Origin of the sequence: Streptomyces sp. NPDC050997, assembly GCF_040660135.1 — a bacterium.
Lineage (GTDB): Bacteria > Actinomycetota > Actinomycetes > Streptomycetales > Streptomycetaceae > Streptomyces.
Genome location: NZ_JBFAGK010000006.1, coordinates 1 through 13705 on the forward strand (window position 1 = coordinate 1; position 13705 = coordinate 13705).

Sequence of the window (13705 nt, forward strand, 5' to 3'; positions counted from 1 at the left end):
GGACGCCGAGAGCGCGTACCGCAACTTCTTCGCCTCCCTCAAGGGCACCCGCAAGGGGCCGAAGACCGGTCCGCCCCGCTTCAAGTCCCGCAAGGGCACCCGCCAGTCGATCCGGTTCACCGCCAACGCCCGCTGGAACATCACCGGCAGCGGCAGGCTGAACCTGCCGAAGATCGGCCCGGTGAAGGTGAAGTGGTCCCGCACGCTGCCCACCACCCCCACCTCCGTCACCGTCATCAAGGACGCGGCCGGGCGGTACTTCGCCTCCTTCGTCATCGACACCGACCTACAAGCGGATACCGCCCGCATGCCCGACACCGACCGCACGATCGGCATCGATCTCGGCCTCACTCACTTCGTGGTCCTCTCGGACGGCACGAAGATCGACTCCCCCCGCTTCCTTCGGCGCGCGGAGAAGAAGCTGAAGAAGGCCCAGCAGGAGCTGTCCCGCAAGCAGAAAGGTTCGAAGAACCGCGAAAAGGCCCGGCTCAGGGTCGCCCGCGCCCACGCCAAAGTCGCCGACGCCCGCCGCGAGTTCCACCACCAGCTCTCCACCAGGCTGATCTCCGAGAACCAAGGGATCGCCGTGGAGGACCTGTCGGTGGCGGGACTGGCCCGCACCAGGCTGGCCAAGTCCGTGCACGACGCCGGATGGTCATCGTTCATCAGCATGCTGGAGTACAAGGCGGCCCGGTACGGACGGACCCTGATCAAGATCGGCCGGTTCGAGCCGACGAGTCAGGTCTGCTCGACCTGCGGCGTCAAGGACGGGCCCAAACCCCTGAACGTCCGGGAGTGGACCTGCACCGCCTGCGGCACCGTCCACGACCGGGACACCAACGCCGCGATCAACGTGAAGACGGCCGCCGGACTGGCGGTATCGGCCTGCGGAGCGCCGGTAAGACCAGGAGCAATCCCGGCACAGCGCGAAGAAACAGGAAGCCACGGATTCCCGACCGAACCACGTGCCGCGTAGCGGCACAGCAACGATCGAGAAGGCCAGAATCCTCGGGCTTCAGCCCGAGGTGCAAGTCAACCCTGGTCCAAGCAGACCGCCTCCCGCGCCCGCGAGAACGAGGACGCGACAGCCGCGGACCCGCTGCTCGCCCACCGCACCGGTATCAAACGATCCGACGAGATACAGCACGTCGGCGAGAGCTGGCGGGGCGTCCGCACCCTCACCACACCCGACGACACCTACGGCCTCCCGGTCCAGGTGGAGTCGGCCGTGGTCCGACCGAGCGGCAGCTCCGAGGTCCTGTCCGACCAGACCTGCACCAAGACGTCGTACCTGCACAACACGACCGCGTGGCTGATCGGCCTCCCCAAGGAGCAGCGCACCACGGCCACCTCCTGCGCCGGCTACGACACGGCCGACCCCGCGACCAGGCTCAAGTCAGCGGCCCAGTACACCTACGACAAGTCGACGTTGGGCGCGACACCCACGAAGGGCGACGTCACCTCGGTGGCCGAAGTCGACGGGACGGGCACCGCGTACTCCGTCGTCACCGGCACGACGTACGACGACCTGGGCCGCGTCCGTACGGTCACCAAACCGGGTGCGGGCACCAGCGAGACGCGGTACACGCCGGACACCGGCGGCCCGGTCACCGAGACCAAGGTCATCAACGCCAAGGGCCAGAGTGTCAGCACGACCTTTGATCCGGGCCGCGGTCTGCCGCTCGTGGTCACCGATGCCAACGGCCGCGTGACACGTACCGAGTACGACGCGCTCGGCCGCCTGGTGAAGGGCTGGTCCCCGTCACGGTCCTCGGGCGGCAAGTCACCGAACGTGGTCATCGACTATCAGCCGGCGGTCGCCACCCCCAGCGAGAACCGCCCGGCCGCGGTGACCGTCGACACGCTGAAGGACGACGGCTCCTACGCACGCGGCATCACCCTCTACGACGGTCTGATGCGTGAGGTCCAGACGCAGACCGAGGCCCACGGCCCCGGCCGGATCATCGTGGACACCGACTACAACGACCACGGCCTGGTCGTCGAGAAGACCGGCGGCTACCTGGCGAAGGACGAGCCGAGCACAAAGCTCTTCGCACCGCGATCCGAGTCCTTGATCCCCAACTCGACCAAGTACCAATACGACGGCCTGGAACGCGAGCACCGGGCGTCGGTCTACCACGGCGAGGACTACAAGTACGCGACGTTCCACGTCTACGACGCGGTCAGCACGACGGTGAACCCGCCGGGCTCGACGGCCCCGAAGACGAGGACGTACGTCGACGCCCTCGGCCGGGTCACCTCCGTCAAGCACTTCACCCAGGGCGACGCGTCGAGCGCGGGGCGCACGACGACGTACGAGTACGACGCCCGGGGCAACCGCACCAAGGTCATGGACCCGGCGGGCAACGCCTGGTCCTACACCTTCGACGCCCGGGGTCGGGTGACTTCAGCCACCGACCCCGACACGGGCACCACGAACACGTGGTACGACGCCGCCGACCGCCCGAACCGCGTCAAGAACGCACGCGGGCAGGAGACATTCACCGAGTACGACATCCTCGGCCGCGCCCGCTACGTCCGGCAGGGCTCGGCGACCGCGACTCCGGTCAAGGAGTACAAGTACGACGAGGCACCCGGCGGCATCGGCCAGCCGTCGGAGTCCATCCGCCACACGGACACCGGCGACTACGTCAACCGCGTCACCGGCTACGACGTCGACTCCCACGTCACCGGCAGCGAGACGGTCATCCCGGCGAACGCGATGACGACGGGTCTGTCCGGAACGTACGCCTACTCGTACACCTACACACCCACAGGCAAGCCCCAGTCCGTCACCCTGCCGGCCAAGGGCGGCCTGGCACAGGAAAAGGTCGTCACCCGCTACAACGGCGACGGCCTGACGGAGTCGACGTCGGGCCTGACCTGGTACACGGCCGACGCCACCTACTCCCCGTACGGCGAGGCGCTGCGCACCGTCTCCGGCGCCCAGCCCTACCGCGTCTGGACGACGAACTTCGTCGACCCGCACACGGGCAGTCTCCAGCGCACGGTCACCGACCGTGAGACAGCGGGCCCGAACCGCATCACGGACAGCTACTACGCCTACGACGCGACCGGCACGATCACATCCAACGCCCGCGCGCTGACCGACGCGTCCGGTTCGACGTGGGACACCCAGTGCTTCACGTACGACGCGATGGGTGAGCTGGCGCACGCCTGGACGTCGAAGATCGAACCTGCCGGCAACGGCACCGGCTGCAAGTCGGCGAACGGCACGACGTGGGGCCCGCGCACCACGTACGCCTTCTCCTCGGGCCCGGTCGCGGACGCCGCGGACGCGGAAGCGGACGTGACAGCCCCCGACGCCTCCCTCTCCTCCACGCTCGCGGCGGCGGCCCCGGACGCGGCCACGGTCGCCACGGGAGCGACGGCCTACCGCCAGTCGTACACCTTCGACTGGCTCGGCAACCGGGCGAAGACGACCGAGCAGGACCCGGCGGACGCGACGAAGAACGTCACCTCCACATACGGCTACGGCAAGACGGTCGCCGCCAACGGCACGGCTCCGTCGTACACGACCCAGCCGCACACGATGACGTCGATCGCGTCCAGCACGACCGGCAAGGGCAGCACCTATACGTACGACACAACGGGCAACACGGAGACCCGCGACCTCCCGGAAACGACCCAGAACCTGGTCTGGTCCCCGGACAACAAACTGGAGTCGATCACCGACGACGGCACCAAGACGACGTACGTCTACGACGCCGACGGCAACCGCCTGCTGGAGAACTCGCCGACGGGCTCGACCCTCTACCTGGGCGAGACCGAACTGACGACGAACACGACAGGCACGATCACCAAGGCGTCGCGCTCCTACACCCAGGCGGGCGCACCGACGGTGGTCCGCACGACGAGCAACGGTTCGACGACGGGCCACAAGCTCAGCGTCCTGATCACCGATCACCTCGGCACCGCGAACACCTCGGTGGACCTCGCCACCGGCCAGACTGTCACCCGCCGCTCCTTCAAGCCGTACGGCGAGGTCCGCGGCGCCAAGCCGACCACCTGGCCCAACAAGCGCAGCTACCTCGGCGTGGGCATCGACGACGCCGCCACGGGTCTGACACACATAGGCGCCCGCGAATACGACCAGAACTCGGGTCGGTTCCTTTCGGCGGACCCGGTCATCGACATCGCTGATCCATTGCAGATGAACGGGTACGCCTACAGCAACAACAGCCCGGTCAGCAAGAGCGACCCCACTGGTTTGTGCCCTGCGGACGTCTGCCCGGATGGGGGCCAGAACACCACAACGAAGACAAATCCGAAGAAATACCAGGCGACAGAGGACTCGGACTGGGTAGCGAGCCAGACACCGGTCTCCAACGATGCCGATGACTTGATGCGCCACTTCTCGGAGGGCAGCCCGAATGGGCACAACCCCGACGCGGGTTACTGGAACGTCCCCATCTACGAGAACAGCGGCCCGGGCAACGCGTGTTTCGGTCGGCTGGCCTGCGCCAAGGCTTACAGGTTCTTGATTAAAGGCGGTGACGTCCAAGAGGCCAAAATCATCGCCGCGACGTACTGCTTCTACAATTCCGGTGAATGCGAGGCCGACGAGCGGGCTTATAACCGAGGTAAGTTGATCGAGGGCTTTGTGGCTGCCTTGATCACCGCAGGCAGGGTTCCCAAGGGCGCCAAGGGACTCGCCGGCTGCAAGTGCTTCCTGGCCGGCACGGACGTTCTCATGGCGGACGGCAGTACCAAGGACATCGAAGATGTCACGGTAGGTGACACACTCCAGGCCACCGATCCGAGAACCGGTGAAACCGGTCCCCGGAAGGTGACACGGCTCATCCGGACAGAAGGCGACAAGTACTTCAACGAGCTGTCCATCGCCACCGAGGACGGCATCGAGAAGCTCACCGCAACCCACGAGCACCCCTTCTGGTCCCCATCCGAACACGACTGGATCACGGCCGGCGACCTCAAGCCGGGCATGACCCTGCGCACCGACGACGGCGACACCGTCATCGTCACGGGGAACCGCGCGTTCACCAAGCACGCCCGGACGTACAACCTGACGGTCGACGACCTGCATACGTACTATGTGCTGGCTGGCAAGACTCCGGTACTTGTCCACAATGCAAATTGCGTCAGCGCAACGGCGGAGGACCTATTCGCGACGGCTACGGCAACCACTAAGGGGCAACTGACAGCCGCAGGGCGCGCGCTTCAGAAGCACGGCGATCCCAGTCCGGGTAACATCGCTAAGCGAGGGCAGGCGCATGTTGATCTCTACAATTTCGGTAAAGTCACAAACAGTGAGCGCTCATTGGTTGCTGAGGAAATAATTCAAGAGATCCTTACTAATCCCTCAGCTAGAACAACGATCCGTCCTGGCACTGCCCATTATGGCGGGACTGTGCGTGACGTTCGAATACCCGGCGGATGGGGTGCGAGGTGGAGCATGCGTGGAGGATCCTTGAATTTCGAAGGATTCCTGTAATGAGTATGGGGGCGACAGTGATTTACGACAGCCGTATGTTTGAAGTGGACGGTGCCCTTCGGGATGTGTGTGTCCTGGATGCGTCGGAGGATGACTGGAGTAGGGTCATCGCCCGTCTTTGCCTGCATTCGAGTGAGACGCATTTCTCGACAACGCTTCCGCAGTTACCTGTTGACCTGAAAAGGAACGCTGGTGAGTTGTTTTCCATCCTCGCCTCAAACGCGGAAGAGAGTGCAACTTTTTCCGCCAAAGTCGGAACCGTCTGGTTCTCATGCCACTTCTTCCAGTCCAGTGAGATCGAATTCACGTTCGATCCGACCGACGTCGAAAGTGCGGATTCCTTCCGCTGTGTAGTGGATTTCATGAGTGAGGTGGGGGAGGCTTGTGGAAAGAGGGTGGTCATGACTATGGAGTCAAATGATCACCGTCACATTCCCGCGCTTCTCGAATGGATTCCGGAGTGATTTTATGGGATGGAATGGGTAACTCCGCGTGTTTGCGGATGTGATCCCATGGCCGAGAAATGTACGAACTTCAAGGATGCTGACCAGTCATTCGACTATGAGAGGGTCGAGGCGCAACCTGATCCTGGATACGGAGACGAATCGGTGTCATTGCGGCTCGTTCAGGTATTTTCGTTCCGGATGACGAGTCGGTGAGGGATTCCCATGCAGTCGTGGTTGTCCGAAAAGAGGCGACGGTCGCGATGTTCCACAAGCGCAACTCGCCGAGGGTGCGGGACGAGAAGAAGCTGGCCAGGATTCCTGATGATCTCGTCAGCTAACAAATGAACAAGATTGCAGAGTTCGGCGCGTCTGAGTCGTGACCTTTCGGCAGATTCGGGGGGTGCTGCCGAGGGCGTCAGGGCGATCAACTCTGCGCGGTTCGGTTGGCCACCTTGCAGCGCGATATCAAAGCTGTGGCGTCGTGGCTCGGATGCAGAGATGGAGTCTGAGGCCGGCTATCAGGGCGTGGAGTTGGCGGGGGCCCGTGGTGAGCCTCGTTTCCGGCTCGTCGCTCTCGCGCAGGAGGATCGTTCCGGTGGGAGTGGCGGTGAGGTAGACGCAGGCGGAGGCCTCCTGGCTGTATGTGGATTTCTGCCAGTGGAGTTCGGGCACGGAGGGCTCCTTCAGAGGTCTTGGGCGAGTTGGGAGATGAAGTCGCGGGAATCGGCCGCGGGGAGCGCTGCTTGCGTGGTCTGGTCGAGGATCAGTCGGTAGCGCTCCAACTGTGCGGGGGAGTCGATGAGTTCTGCGCCATGGTCGGCGTCGAGCTGGACTGTGTCCAGTTGCTGTACCGGGCCGTGGAAGTAGTCGATGCCCTGGCCCGAGGTGTGGAAAGGTCCTCTGTCGAAGGGGATGACGGTGATCGTGACGTGGTCGAGTTGGCTGATCTCGTTGAGGTGTAGGAGCTGGCCCCGGACGGTGGCACGGTCGCCGAAGCGCATGCGGAGTGCGGCCTCATGGATGATCGCCGTGTAGGGCGGGGGCTCTTCGCGGTGCAGGATTTCCTGCCGTTTGATGCGGTGCGAGACGCGGTGCTCGATCCGCGCGAAACATGGGAGGACGCCTTTCCCGAATTCGCGGCGGGTGCTACTCCGTGATCGAGCACGGCTGCTGGGGTTGGTCGACGGTTGCGGCCACGACTGAGGATGACCGCGACAGGCATGGATCACTTTCGTGAATTCGATGATGTGCGAGCACGTCTGCGTGCGGTTGAACGGCGTACCGCAACCTCACATACTGCTCCAGGGAATTCATGATGATCAGCTCGATCTGGCAGGGGCCAGAGAGGGCTGCAAGAGAGGCTGTGCAGGTTGAAGACATGGGGTGGGGTAAGACCGGTGGCTGCCGTGGTGGCCGTTGCGCTGGCCCTGGCGCTCAGTGGGTGCGGGAGCCGGCCCGTAACGAGGGACGGGAAGGTTGCCTATTCGGGCATGGGGGCGTTGCCCGAGAAGCTTGCCTCGGACGGTACGACCATCCGCGTCGGGGACCCGGAGGCACCGGTCACCCTGCGCCTCTACGAGGACCCGCGCTGCCCCGTGTGCGAGGAGTTCGAGCAGACCGGCGGTGGCCCCGCAGCGCATGATCTCACCGTGCAACGCAGCGTGTTGACCGAGTACACGCTGGCTTCCTTCTTGGACGACAGGTTGGGGGGAGGCGGCTCGAAGAGAGCCGTCAACGCTCTGCGTGCCGCCTTGGAGGAGGGGAAGTTCGCCGAGTACCACGCCGTGCTCTACAAGAATCAGCCCGAGGAATCCGTGGACGGTTTTACGGTCGCGAAGCTTCTTGAGTTGGCCGGCCAGGTGGAGGGACTGCGTGGCCCTGTCTTCGACTCCGCAGTCAAGACGATGAAGTACCGCGACTTCGTCGTCAGGTCGGAGAAGGCTTACGAGAATGACTGGGATGCTCCGAAGGGGCCGGGGACACCCACCGCCGTGATCAACGGCACACGCGTGCAGGAGCAGTACGCCGGGATTCTTATTGACCGGGAGTTGTTCGGTCGGCTGTTGAGCGAGATCAAGCGGAATCCGGAGGAGTGGGTGGGGTTCTGACGGCATCCGGACGGACTGGACGGTCTGGACGGAGCTGGAGGGTATGGGCGGCCGACGCGAATGAGGCGGGCCCCTGGTGACGGGGTCTGATGGTGGTTATCAGGGCATGGAGTTCGCGCGGGCCGATGGTGAGGATCGTTTCCGGTTCGTCGCTCTCTCGGAGGAGGATCGTTCCGGTGGGGGTGGTGGCGAGGTAGACGCAGGCGGAGCCTTCTTCGCTGTAGGTCGACTTCTGCCAGATTGGTTCGGTCACGGGGCTTCTCTCAGATGTCTTGGGCGATGTGGTGGATGAGGTCGCGGGACGCAACAGGCTTCAGTGCGACTGCCTCCATCCGGTCAAGGACGAGTCGGTACTTCTCCAATTGTCCGGCGGCATCGATGAGTTGACCGCCATGCGCAGTGTCCACCTCCACGGTGTCGAGGGCGGGAACCGGGCCGCGGAAGTAGTCGACGGCGTGGCCGGTGGTGGGAAATGAGGTGCCGTTGAACGGGATCACGCGGAGGGCGACGTCGGTCTGCTCGCTGACCTCGGTGAGATGCTTCAACTGGGCCTTCGCCACTTCACGGCCGCCGAACTGCATACGCAGGGCGGCCTCGTGGACGATCGCCGTGTAGGGCGTCGGCTGCTTGCGGTGCAGGATTGTCTGGCGCTTGATGCGGTGAGAGATGCGGTACTCGATCTCGTGCGGGCGCAGTGTCGGAACGGCTTCGCGAAACAGCGCGCGGGCGTGTTCCGGTGTCTGCAGCAGACCGGGAATGTTGATGACCTGGGTCACGCGTAGAGCGGTGGCGTGATGCTCCAGCTCCGCGAGGTCCAGGAGCCGGGACGGCAGGGTGTCCCGGTATTCCTCCCACCAACCGCGGGTGCGGTCGGCGGCCATGTCCGCGAGGGCATCGACCAGGGAGTGGTCGGTGCAGCCGTAGATGTGGGCCAGTGTGCGCACGCGCTCCGCGCTGATACCGAAGCGGTTGGCCTCGATGTTGCTCATCTGGGCCTGTGTGGTGCCCAGCGACCGGGAGGCTTCGGCGGCAGTCAGGCCGGCTCGTTCCCGCAGTCGGCGCAGCTCGCTGCCGATGCGGAGACGACGTGCCGTGGGGGCGGTCCGTGCTGCCATGTCCTGGCTCCGTTCCGTACACCTGATGTGGGGGTCACTCACACGAGGTAAAACCCTGAAGGTTTTGCAGAGTTGAGCAAAACCTTCAGGGTTCGAAGTCTACGGTGAGACCCGAGCCGCTCAACCAGCCCAGCAGACAACCCGGAAGCGCACCGCGCCGCACCCCATGCGTGCGGCACAACCGCCGCCCGGCCGGGCCGTCGAGCGAGCCAAGTTCCCACACCGCAGGAGACGTTCATGGTCACCGTATCCCCGTCGCAGTGCGAAGTGTCCCCAACTTGGGCGTACGCGCTTCAACTGCCCCACGACCCGCGCGCCGCGCGCATCGCCCGGGCCACCCTCCGTGCCGTTCTCGCGGGCCACGACATGTCCCAACTCCTGGACAGTGCCGAGCTGTTGGCATCGGAGCTGGTCACCAATGCCTACCGGTACTCGACCGGCCCCGCGACCCTCCGGCTCCGTGGTCTCGACCGCGGTCGGCTACGGGTGAGCGTCTGGGACGCCAACCCGCACATCCCGCCTCCCTTCGACAAGCGATCAGGCCCCCTCTGTCCCGTGCCGGCCGACGCCGACGGCGGGCGTGGGCTGTTCCTCGTATGCCATTACGCGGAGGCGTGGGGTGGCTATCCGCTCGGGGACGACCTCTTCGGTCGGGGCGGGAAGCTGCTGTGGTGCGAAGTCGGGAGGTCGGCCGGAACGGCCCTCGCCACGTGTCCGGAGGCGACCGTCCGTTGGATCACTCGTTGAGGTGAGGCGGCTGTCATTCCCCGTGGGTACGCTGAATCGTCAGGCGAGACTCCGTCCCATGGGAGCACTAATGAGCGCCGCATCCGACAACGGGCTGGACGACGAGCCGGTGTACCGCTGGCCCATTCCGCCTCCCGAAGGCTGGACCGCGGACGACCTCGACCGGATTCCGGGCCTCCCGCCGCACACGGAGTTGATCGACGGGAGTCTCGTTTTTATGAGTCCGCAGACCCGGTTCCATCTGCGCTGCATGCGTCTGCTGGAGTACAGCTTGCTGGTGCAGGCGCCGGACCACCTGGATGTCGATCGCGAATTCACCGTCAGGCTGGACGAGAAGAACCGGCCCGAACCGGACATCTTGGTGATTCCCGTGGAAGCCGACTCGGGCCCTGACCAGACCTGGCACAAGCCCGAGGACGTCATCCTCGCCGTTGAGGTCGTATCCCCCGACTCCCGTGAACGGGACCGGAAAGTCAAGCCCGGCAAGTACGCGGCGGCTGGGGTGAGGCACTTCTGGCGGGTAGAGCAGGACGAGGACAGGGGCCTCCCTGTCGTCTACGTCTACGAGCTCGACCCTGCCACGAAGGCGTACGCTCTCAGCGGGATTTTCCATGACCGCCTCAAGCTCTCGGTCCCCTTCGATATCGAGGTGGACCTGACCGCGGTCAACGAGCGCCCAGGCCGCCGGTAGAGGGAAAAGAGGAAGGTCCCGCCCCCGCCCCGGGCAGATGGCCTGGAGACGGAGACGGGACCTCACACACGCAGCCGAAACGGCTCAGAAGCGGCGCGTGATCAGCGCCCGCTTCACCTCCTGGATCGCCTTGGTGACCTCAATACCGCGCGGGCACGCGTCCGTGCAGTTGAACGTGGTGCGGCAGCGCCACACGCCGTCGCGGTCGTTGAGGATCTCCAGGCGCTGTTCGCCCGCCTCGTCACGCGAGTCGAAGATGAAGCGGTGGGCGTTCACGATGGCGGCCGGGCCGAAGTACTGGCCGTCGTTCCAGAAGACCGGGCACGACGAGGTGCAGGCGGCGCAGAGGATGCACTTCGTGGTGTCGTCGAAGCGCTCGCGGTCCTCGGCGGTCTGGAGGCGCTCCCGGGTCGGCTCGTTGGTGTCCTTCGTGATGAGGAAGGGCATGACGTCGCGGTACGCCTGGAAGAACGGGTCCATGTCGACGACCAGGTCCTTCAGGACCGTCAGGCCCTTTATGGCCTCGACCGTGATCGGCTTCTCGGGGTTGATGTCCTTGATCAGCGTCTTGCACGCGAGGCGGTTCTTGCCGTTGATCCGCATGGCGTCGGAGCCGCAGATGCCGTGGGCGCAGGAGCGGCGGAAGGTCAGGGTGCCGTCCAGTTCCCACTTGATCTTGTGGAGGGCGTCGAGGACGCGCTCCTTCGGGTCGATCTCCAGCTGGAAGTCTTCCCAGGTCGACTCGGCGGAGACCTCCGGGTTGAAGCGGCGCACCCGGAAGGTGGCGGTGATGTAGGGCGAGTCGGCGAAGCCGGGCTCGGGCGTGCCGGCCGCGTCCGTCTTGTCCAGGGTCGGGGTTGCCATCAGTACTTACGCTCCATCGGCTGGTAGCGGGTCTGGACGACCGGCTTGTAGTCCAGGCGGACGGTCTCGCTGCCGTCGTCGCCCACCTCGCGGTACGCCATGGTGTGGCGCATGAAGTTGACGTCGTCGCGGTTCGGGTAGTCCTCGCGGTAGTGACCGCCGCGGGACTCCTTGCGGGCCAGCGCGGACACGGCCATGACCTCGGCCAGGTCGAGCAGGTTGCCCAGCTCGACGGCCTCCAGCAGGTCCGTGTTGAACCGCCTGCCCTTGTCCTGGATCGAGACGTTCAGGTAGCGCTCGCGTAGTTCCGCGATCTTCTCGACCGCCGTCTTGATCGTCTGCTCGGTGCGGAACACCATGACGTTCGCGTCCATGGTCTCCTGCAGCTCGCGGCGCAGCACCGAGACCCGCTCGGTGCCGGTGGCGTCGCGGAGCCGCTCCACCTGGGCGATCACCAGCTCCGCGGGGTTCTCCGGCAGCTCGACGAAGTCGGCCTTCTGGGAGTACTCGGCGGCGGCGATGCCCGCGCGCTTGCCGAACACGTTGATGTCCAGGAGGGAGTTCGTGCCCAGGCGGTTCGCGCCGTGCACCGACACACAGGCGACCTCGCCGGCCGCGTACAGGCCCGGGACCACCGTCGTGTTGTCGCTCAGGACCTCACCCTCGACGTTCGTCGGGATGCCGCCCATCGCGTAGTGCGCGGTGGGCTGGATCGGGATCGGGTCCGTGTACGGCTCGATGCCCAGGTAGGTGCGCGCGAACTCGGTGATGTCCGGGAGCTTGGCGTCCAGCTGCTCCGGCGGGAGGTGGGTGAGGTCCAGGTAGACGTGGTCGCCCTCGGGGCCACAGCCACGGCCTTCGCGGATCTCCGTGTAGATGGACCGCGAGACGACGTCCCGGCTCGCCAGGTCCTTCATCACCGGCGCGTACTTCTCCATGAAGCGCTCGCCGTCCTTGTTGCGGAGGATGCCGCCCTCACCACGGGCGCCCTCCGTCAGCAGGATGCCCATGCGCCAGATGCCGGTCGGGTGGAACTGGAAGAACTCCATGTCCTCCAGGGGCAGGCCCCGGCGGTAGACCGCGGCCTGGCCGTCGCCCGTCAGCGTGTGCGCGTTCGACGTCACCTTGAAGAACTTGCCGCAGCCGCCGGACGCGTAGATCACGGCCTTCGCCTGGAAGACGTGGATCTCGCCGGTCGCCAGTTCGTAGGCGACGACACCGGCCGACCGCTTCACGCCGTCGACCTCGGTGATCAGCTGGTCCAGGACGTAGAACTCGTTGAAGAACTCCACGCCCTCCTTGACGCAGTTCTGGTACAGCGTCTGGAGGATCATGTGGCCGGTGCGGTCGGCCGCGTAGCAGGAACGGCGGACCGGGGCCTCGCCGTGGTTGCGGGAGTGACCGCCGAAGCGGCGCTGGTCGATCGTCCCGTTGGGCGTCCGGTTGAACGGCAGGCCCATCTTCTCCAGGTCGAGGACCGAGTCGATGGCCTCCTTCGCCAGGATCTCGGCGGCGTCCTGGTCGACCAGGTAGTCACCGCCCTTGACCGTGTCGAAGGTGTGCCACTCCCAGTTGTCCTCCTCCACGTTGGCCAGCGCGGCGGCCATGCCGCCCTGCGCGGCGCCCGTGTGGGAGCGGGTGGGGTAGAGCTTGGTGAGCACCGCGGTGCGGCTGCGCTTCGTCGACTCGATGGCCGCGCGCATGCCCGCACCACCGGCGCCGACGATGACGGTGTCGTACTTGTGGATCTTCATGATTCTCGCAGCCCCGGTGCCTAGCGGATGTTCGGGTCGAAGGTGAAGATCACCAGCGTGCCCAGCAGGATGGTGAACACCGTGGCCGTGTAGAGCAGGCCCTTCAGCCATAGCCGGGTGTTCGCGCGCTCCGCGTAGTCGTTGATGATCGTGCGCAGGCCGTTGGCGCCGTGCAGCATGGCGAGCCACAGCATCAGCAGGTCCCAGACCTGCCAGAACGGGGACGCCCAGCGGCCCGCCACGAAGGCGAAGCCGATCTTGGAGACGCCGCCGTCGAGCACGAGCTGGATCAGCAGGTGGCCGATGACCAGGACGACCAGCACGATGCCGGACAGGCGCATGAACAGCCAGGCGGCCATCTCGAAGTTGCCCCGCGTGGACTTCGGGGTCTTCTTGGTGCGCTGGCGCGGGGCCTCGATGAACGGGGCGGGGTTGTCGACGCTGTAGAGGGACTGGCCCTCGACGGGGCCGATACCGGCCGCGGTCTTCTCAGTAGTGGACATG

General features: G+C 65.5%; 13 protein-coding genes and 1 pseudogene. 7 read left to right on the forward strand and 7 right to left on the reverse strand.

Features of this window, described 5'->3' with window-relative positions:
* From AB0H86_RS15170 to AB0H86_RS15180, 3 genes and pseudogenes are all read left to right on the forward strand, one after another.
* Nucleotides 1–976 (forward strand): RNA-guided endonuclease TnpB family protein (locus AB0H86_RS15170; protein WP_362437378.1); only part of this gene is annotated, 976 nt, incomplete at its 5' end.
* A 54-nt stretch (nucleotides 977–1030) separates the two neighbouring features.
* A pseudogene (locus AB0H86_RS15175) lies at nucleotides 1031–5116 on the forward strand (polymorphic toxin-type HINT domain-containing protein); the annotation flags it as partial.
* Between the two features lie 359 nt (nucleotides 5117–5475).
* Nucleotides 5476–5940, forward strand: a complete 465-nt coding sequence (locus AB0H86_RS15180) for a hypothetical protein (RefSeq protein ID WP_362437380.1) — start codon at nucleotides 5476–5478, stop codon at nucleotides 5938–5940.
* A gap of 447 nt (nucleotides 5941–6387) precedes the next feature.
* Here AB0H86_RS15180 and AB0H86_RS15185 read toward each other — a convergent pair whose 3' ends face one another.
* Nucleotides 6388–6594 (reverse strand): DUF397 domain-containing protein, encoded by a 207-nt coding sequence (locus AB0H86_RS15185; protein ID WP_362437382.1) that lies wholly within the window; start codon nucleotides 6592–6594, stop codon nucleotides 6388–6390.
* An 11-nt stretch (nucleotides 6595–6605) separates the two neighbouring features.
* A complete protein-coding gene (locus AB0H86_RS15190) occupies nucleotides 6606–6998 on the reverse strand; it encodes a DUF5753 domain-containing protein (RefSeq protein ID WP_362438480.1) in 393 nt (130 codons plus the stop codon).
* Between AB0H86_RS15190 and AB0H86_RS15195 the strand changes: the two genes are divergently transcribed.
* Nucleotides 6939–7079 (forward strand): hypothetical protein, encoded by a 141-nt coding sequence (locus AB0H86_RS15195; protein WP_362438590.1) that lies wholly within the window; start codon nucleotides 6939–6941, stop codon nucleotides 7077–7079. The two genes, AB0H86_RS15190 and AB0H86_RS15195, sit on opposite strands and share 60 nt — an antisense overlap.
* Before the next feature lie 249 nt (nucleotides 7080–7328).
* Nucleotides 7329–8030 carry a thioredoxin domain-containing protein gene (locus AB0H86_RS15200; RefSeq protein ID WP_362438483.1) on the forward strand — a complete coding sequence of 234 codons (702 nt, stop codon included), beginning with the start codon at nucleotides 7329–7331 and terminating at the stop codon, nucleotides 8028–8030.
* Here the strand turns inward: AB0H86_RS15200 and AB0H86_RS15205 are convergent.
* Both AB0H86_RS15205 and AB0H86_RS15210 read right to left on the reverse strand, forming a co-directional pair.
* Nucleotides 7996–8283 (reverse strand): DUF397 domain-containing protein, encoded by a 288-nt coding sequence (locus tag AB0H86_RS15205; protein WP_362437384.1) that lies wholly within the window; start codon nucleotides 8281–8283, stop codon nucleotides 7996–7998. The two genes, AB0H86_RS15200 and AB0H86_RS15205, sit on opposite strands and share 35 nt — an antisense overlap.
* Nucleotides 8284–8293: 10 nt before the next feature.
* Nucleotides 8294–9145, reverse strand: coding sequence for a Scr1 family TA system antitoxin-like transcriptional regulator (locus tag AB0H86_RS15210; RefSeq protein WP_362437386.1), 852 nt, complete (start codon nucleotides 9143–9145; stop codon nucleotides 8294–8296).
* Between the two features lie 237 nt (nucleotides 9146–9382).
* Between AB0H86_RS15210 and AB0H86_RS15215 the strand changes: the two genes are divergently transcribed.
* Together AB0H86_RS15215 and AB0H86_RS15220 are read left to right on the forward strand one after the other, a co-directional pair.
* Nucleotides 9383–9892, forward strand: coding sequence for an ATP-binding protein (locus AB0H86_RS15215; RefSeq protein ID WP_362437388.1), 510 nt, complete (start codon nucleotides 9383–9385; stop codon nucleotides 9890–9892).
* Between the two features lie 70 nt (nucleotides 9893–9962).
* Nucleotides 9963–10583: a Uma2 family endonuclease gene (locus AB0H86_RS15220; protein WP_362437390.1), complete on the forward strand. Its 621-nt coding sequence runs from the start codon at nucleotides 9963–9965 to the stop codon at nucleotides 10581–10583.
* A gap of 84 nt (nucleotides 10584–10667) precedes the next feature.
* Here the strand turns inward: AB0H86_RS15220 and AB0H86_RS15225 are convergent, their stop codons facing one another.
* The 3 genes from AB0H86_RS15225 to AB0H86_RS15235 are packed head-to-tail and all read right to left on the reverse strand — an operon-like array spanning nucleotide 10668 to nucleotide 13704.
* A complete protein-coding gene (locus AB0H86_RS15225; RefSeq protein WP_362437392.1) occupies nucleotides 10668–11447 on the reverse strand; it encodes a succinate dehydrogenase iron-sulfur subunit in 780 nt (259 codons plus the stop codon).
* Nucleotides 11447–13201, reverse strand: a complete 1755-nt coding sequence (sdhA, locus tag AB0H86_RS15230) for a succinate dehydrogenase flavoprotein subunit (protein ID WP_362437394.1) — start codon at nucleotides 13199–13201, stop codon at nucleotides 11447–11449. Before sdhA ends, AB0H86_RS15225 begins: the two co-directional genes overlap by 1 nt.
* A gap of 20 nt (nucleotides 13202–13221) precedes the next feature.
* On the reverse strand, nucleotides 13222–13704 hold the full coding sequence (locus tag AB0H86_RS15235) for a succinate dehydrogenase hydrophobic membrane anchor subunit (protein WP_362437396.1): 483 nt from the start codon (nucleotides 13702–13704) through the stop codon (nucleotides 13222–13224).
* Nucleotide 13705 lies beyond the last annotated feature (1 nt).

Bases quoted from the DNA above. Each gene is read 5' to 3' on its own strand.
- AB0H86_RS15225 (WP_362437392.1), bottom strand. From the start codon at position 11,447: ATGGCAACCCCGACCCTGGACAAGACGGACGCGGCCGGCACGCCCGAG.
- sdhA (WP_362437394.1), bottom strand. From the start codon at position 13,201: ATGAAGATCCACAAGTACGACACCGTCATCGTCGGCGCCGGTGGTGCG.
- AB0H86_RS15220 (WP_362437390.1), top strand. From the start codon at position 9,963: ATGAGCGCCGCATCCGACAACGGGCTGGACGACGAGCCGGTGTACCGC.
- AB0H86_RS15180 (WP_362437380.1), top strand. From the start codon at position 5,476: ATGAGTATGGGGGCGACAGTGATTTACGACAGCCGTATGTTTGAAGTG.
- AB0H86_RS15195 (WP_362438590.1), top strand. From the start codon at position 6,939: ATGGATGATCGCCGTGTAGGGCGGGGGCTCTTCGCGGTGCAGGATTTC.
- AB0H86_RS15210 (WP_362437386.1), bottom strand. From the start codon at position 9,145: ATGGCAGCACGGACCGCCCCCACGGCACGTCGTCTCCGCATCGGCAGC.
- AB0H86_RS15235 (WP_362437396.1), bottom strand. From the start codon at position 13,704: ATGTCCACTACTGAGAAGACCGCGGCCGGTATCGGCCCCGTCGAGGGC.
- AB0H86_RS15215 (WP_362437388.1), top strand. From the start codon at position 9,383: ATGGTCACCGTATCCCCGTCGCAGTGCGAAGTGTCCCCAACTTGGGCG.